The organism is Psychrobacter sp. 1U2 (genome assembly GCF_051847575.1).
Map to the genome: position 1 here is coordinate 1 of NZ_JBPYDC010001853.1, position 511 is coordinate 511.

A 511-nucleotide genomic window follows, 5' to 3' on the forward strand; every position below is an offset into this window, starting at 1 on the left:
ATATAGAGCGTTTTTGATACCCAGCTTATTAGGATCAAATGTATAGCGAGTCACCCCTGCTTTGCGCTGGGTCTCATAGTCTTTAAGCGCCTTAAACGCAGGACGTGCCATAAAAAAGATCAATAAAATACCAACGATATTCAACCATGCAATCAGACCAACACCGATATCACCAACCGCCCAAATATAGCCGGCCGAATTAAGACCACCATAAGCAATCATCGACATCGTCAATACTTTAACCAAAAACAACGCCATTCTGTTGACCCTAGGACTAATAGAGCGAGTCAAGTAGGCGACATTCACTTCAGCAATATAATAATTGGCTAGGATAGTAGTAAAGGCAAAAAAGAACACAGCGACAGCAATAAACGTATTGCCAAATGCCCCATAAACTGACTCCATCGCCAGCTGCGTAAAGGCAGGAGAGTTGATTTCGGTGCCCGCCATGACGTTTTGTACAAGGTATTGGCCCTCAGGCAACGTTCCTTGAATATTATACGTCCCCATT

General features: G+C 43.6%; 1 protein-coding gene. It reads right to left on the bottom strand.

All coding sequences use genetic code 11. The annotated features are described in order from the left end of the window. Positions 1-511 (bottom strand): alanine:cation symporter family protein (locus ACS8FD_RS24770; RefSeq protein WP_439277794.1); only part of this gene is annotated, 511 nt, incomplete at both ends.